Here is a 4,426-nt window from a genome sequence, read left to right on the forward strand (position 1 = left end):
ATGTATGTGTTTTTAAAACTAATCGTTAATATTAGTCTTCGATTTCAGTAACTGTTCCGGCACCAACAGTGTGGCCACCTTCACGAACAGTAAACTTCAAACCTTGTTCGATAGCGACTGGTGAGATCAATTCGATTTCGAATGTCACTTGGTCACCAGGCATAACCATTTCTACGCCTTCTGGCAATTGCACAACACCAGTAACGTCTGTTGTGTGGAAGTAGAATTGTGGACGGTAGTTAGTAAAGAATGGTGTGTGACGTCCGCCTTCTTCCTTAGAAAGGACATAGACTTCAGCCTTGAACTTCTTGTGTGTGTTGATTGAACCTGGCTTTGCCAAAACTTGACCACGTTCGATTTCGTTACGGTCAACACCACGCAACAATGCACCGATGTTATCACCCGCTTGAGCTTCTTCCAAAGTCTTACGGAACATTTCGATACCTGTAACAGTTGTCTTCTTAACTTCATCCTTCAAGCCAACGATTTCAACTTCAGTACCAGTAGTCAATACACCACGGTCAACACGACCAGAAGCAACTGTACCACGACCAGTGATTGTGAAGACGTCTTCGACAGGCATCAAGAATGGCTTTTCAACTTCACGCTTTGGTTCTGGAATGTATGAATCAACAGTATCCATCAATTCTTCGATAACCTTAACTTGTTCAGCGTCACCTTCAAGTGCCTTCAAAGCTGAACCCTTGATTACAGGAATGTCATCGCCTGGGAAGTCATATTCTGACAACAATTCGCGAACTTCCATTTCAACCAATTCAACCAATTCTTCGTCATCGACCAAATCAGTCTTGTTCAAGAAGACAACCAAGTAGTCAACACCAACTTGACGTGCCAACAAGATGTGTTCACGTGTTTGTGGCATAGGACCATCAGTTGCGGCAACAACCAAGATAGCACCGTCCATTTGAGCGGCACCAGTGATCATGTTCTTAACGTAATCGGCGTGACCAGGGGCATCGATGTGGGCATAGTGACGTGATTCTGTTTCATATTCGATGTGTGAAGTGTTGATCGTGATACCACGTTCCTTTTCTTCAGGCGCGTTATCGATTTCAGCAAAATCAGTTGCGGCGATCCCTTGCTTTTCAGCCAATACCTTTGAGATTGCGGCAGTCAAAGTCGTCTTTCCGTGATCGACGTGTCCAATCGTACCAATGTTAACGTGGGGCTTTGTGCGAACGTAAGTTTCCTTAGCCAATGTAGTTTCCTCCAAAATTCATTTACCAGTAATCTGGAAAATGTTTATAAATATATTTTACAACGCAAGCCATTAAAAGACAACAGTTAATTGCGTTTTTCCGGCTCTTTAAGCCAAAAATTATTATACCGACATATTAATAAAATGTAAATAGGTTGCGTCTAGTTTTTAAAGAAATTTGTCGTCAAATCTCTGACAATTTCATGCCACTTTTTCTGTTCGGCCATCTCCGAAAAATTGGGCCGTTCATAATATTGATCGACGCTTGCCTCTACCCAACCTTCTGGATCAGTTACCACGTCATTAACCCTCGGATACAATAACGTGAGCTCAAAACGTACTTGTTGGGCCAACATTTCAAGGGCAATGGGATCATCTTGCCCAACTTTTTCATCCAAATAATCGGCAATTTCTTCAAAAATTTCTGAATCTGTGAGTAGCGGCAGCTCGTCGAGTTGAATCGTGTAAAGATTATCATCTAACCAACGATACTGAACCGGATCGCTCACCCGTAATTTTTGTAAATCCTCTAGCAAGGTCGCCCGAATAATTGGCGTGGCATACGGATCAATGAGCAAGTAAAATGCACCGACAATAAATTCAGCTACTGGTAAGTGACGGGCTGATTCATAACGATCACGTTGTTCCGTGATGCTGTAGTCACTCAGGTGATAAAACTGACGTGCAATTGTTTGAAAAGTATTTGCCATATCGACGCGAGCCCGATCTTCGGCCGCCCGAATCTCTTCCAGGACGTCATTTTGGACACTTCCCTCATCCCAAAGCATCGCGAGTTGCTGCGCGTAAACAAAGTTTTGATTTTGAACAGCTAAGGCCACAACCATCCGAAAATCTGGTTCTGATTCCAAATAATTCAACAAAAAATCGTCGGCATAAGAAGCAGCTAATTGATACTGTTCATCCATAAATAGCGCCGTTACCAAGCGATAGTTAATTTCAAATGTTGCAAGTGCTTCGTAAACGGCAGTCAATGTCTCAGCAGCATCATGCCAATTTTCCTGCTTCATTTCTGTTTGTGCACGCGCCATCAATTGTTGCATCTCTGGCGTCAAATGCTCTTCTAATGCCATAAACTATATGGACTTGCCATGGTATTCAATGACAAGCCACGATCCTTTCTGACAGTCGCCTATTGTCCTGATTCTGTTTGTGTTTGACCCTCAGCTGGCTTTGCTGGTGCTTTTTTAGGCCGCTTTTTGGCTGGCTTTGTAGTCTTTGGTGTCTTTGAATCAGCCGTTTTGTTTGGCTTTCCTTGTCGCTTTTGTGGCGCATTTGGGTTAGTGTTCGTATTGGTTTTGTGTGCCGTTGGGCGACGGTTTTGGTTCACTTCCATTACCACCGGCATCACCATTGGGCGACGACGAGTTTGTTCAAAGAGATAACGCGACAAAACTTCACGCACGCCATTCTTTAATTCGTTCCAGTCAAAGCTCTTAGTCGTGTTCAAATACTTTTCGATTTGGCTAACCGTTAAGTCTGCCGCCTCTTTCATCAAATCACGGTTGGCCTTAACATAGACAAATCCACGCGAAGTCAATTTTGGCTTTGACACCACTTGACGCTTTTTACGGTCAATCGTCACAACTGAAACAAAAATACCATCTTCCGACAAAATGCGACGATCACGTAACACGACATTACCAATATCACCAATACCAGCACCATCGATTAACGTTTCCCCAATGGTGAATGAATCTTTCAATTCAAAATGATCGCCTAACCACGTGAATTGATCACCCTTCATGGCCATCATGATATGATCAGGCGCAACGTTAACTTCTTCAGCCGCTGCACGGGCTGAATTCATGACACGATATTCACCTTGAATTGGCATAAAGTACTCGGGTTGCAAAACATTTATCATCATTTGCAAGTCATTGCGTGAGGCATGACCACTTGAACGCAAATCTGTACTAATCTGTTTGACGTCAGCGCCTTGCTTAAACAACATATCACGTGTTTTAGCCACGATGCCTTCCATTGCCGTTGACGGTGTCGTGGTAATAAACACCAAATCGGCTTCTCCGATACGAATATAAGGATCTTCCCCATTAGCCATCCGATTGAGATGCTTAATCGGTTCTCCCATGCGTCCAGTTTCCAAAATAACCGTTTCAGCGGCGGGCAAGTTTTTAGCATTTTTCAAATTCACAAAAAGCTTACTTTCTGGAATAGGCAAATGCAATTTGCGCAAACGAATCGCTGTGCGCACAACGTTTTCAATGTCATTTCCTGACAACACAAGTTGCCGCTTGGTCGCCACTGTGGCATCAATGACTTGTTGAATACGTTGAATATTTGAGGCTACCGCCGCTACAATAATACGCTTTTGTTTATTATCGCGGAAAGTATCTAAAATATAGTCGCCAATTTTAGATTCATTAACCGAATCGCCTTCATTACCTGTCCCAGCAGCATCGCCTAACAGTGCCAGCACTTTGCCTTGCCCAACTTCCACCAAACGTGCAATGTCGGTACGATAACTTTGATTAGCAGTTTGATCAAACTTAAAGTCACCTGTATACACAATTTGACCATAAGGTGTGCCCAGGACAACTCCAAGTGAATCTGGAATTGAATGCGTCGTATTAAAAAATGATACGGTGACATCACCAAAATCTATTTCTGTTTTCTCATTAATAACATGATAGTCATCATAATCTGCCAGTGCTGGCTGTTCCTTAATCGCAAGCTTAGCAAGCTCAATGGTCAACTCAGACCCGAAAATTGGGACGTTGACTTGTTGCAAAAAGTAAGGCAAGGCGCCAATGGCATCTGCGTGCCCATGTGATAAGAAAACACCAGCAATTTTATCACTGTTTTTAATCAAATACTCAAAATCAGGTACGACAACATCAACACCAAGTTGATCTGTTTCTGGATATTTGAGTCCTGCATCAAAAATAAAAATTTCGTCATTAACGGTCACGGCATACATGTTTTTCCCGTTTTCACGCACGCCACCGAAAGGGATTATACTTAAATCTGTCATTGTTTCTTCCTTTGTTCATCGGCTTTTAATTGAGCCATTTTTTCTTCGTAAATATAACAAGCGGACGCGACTAGTTTCTAAAACGTTGCGTTAGTCCAATTTTTTGTCTCGATACGTAATTAAATCTATTTTAACATACTTTTACATTTTTCTGTTATCATGGTATATCATGCGGAGGAGGGCTGATGATGCGT

3 protein-coding genes are annotated in these 4,426 nt (G+C 42.5%); all 3 read right to left on the reverse strand.

The features are described 5' to 3' along the window. Positions 1-31 precede the first annotated feature (31 nt). Positions 32-1,219 (reverse strand): elongation factor Tu, encoded by a 1,188-nt coding sequence (gene tuf / locus ACW12G_RS02770; RefSeq protein WP_010001907.1) that lies wholly within the window; start codon positions 1,217-1,219, stop codon positions 32-34. A 161-nt stretch (positions 1,220-1,380) separates the two neighbouring features. Continuing rightward, a complete protein-coding gene (locus ACW12G_RS02775; RefSeq protein ID WP_146976511.1) occupies positions 1,381-2,310 on the reverse strand; it encodes a type I restriction endonuclease subunit R in 930 nt (309 codons plus the stop codon). Between the two features lie 59 nt (positions 2,311-2,369). Next, entirely contained in the window at positions 2,370-4,232 is a 1,863-nt protein-coding gene (locus ACW12G_RS02780) for a ribonuclease J (protein WP_048699965.1), read from the reverse strand. Positions 4,233-4,426 lie beyond the last annotated feature (194 nt).

It is taken from the genome of Leuconostoc sp., from assembly GCF_965300815.1.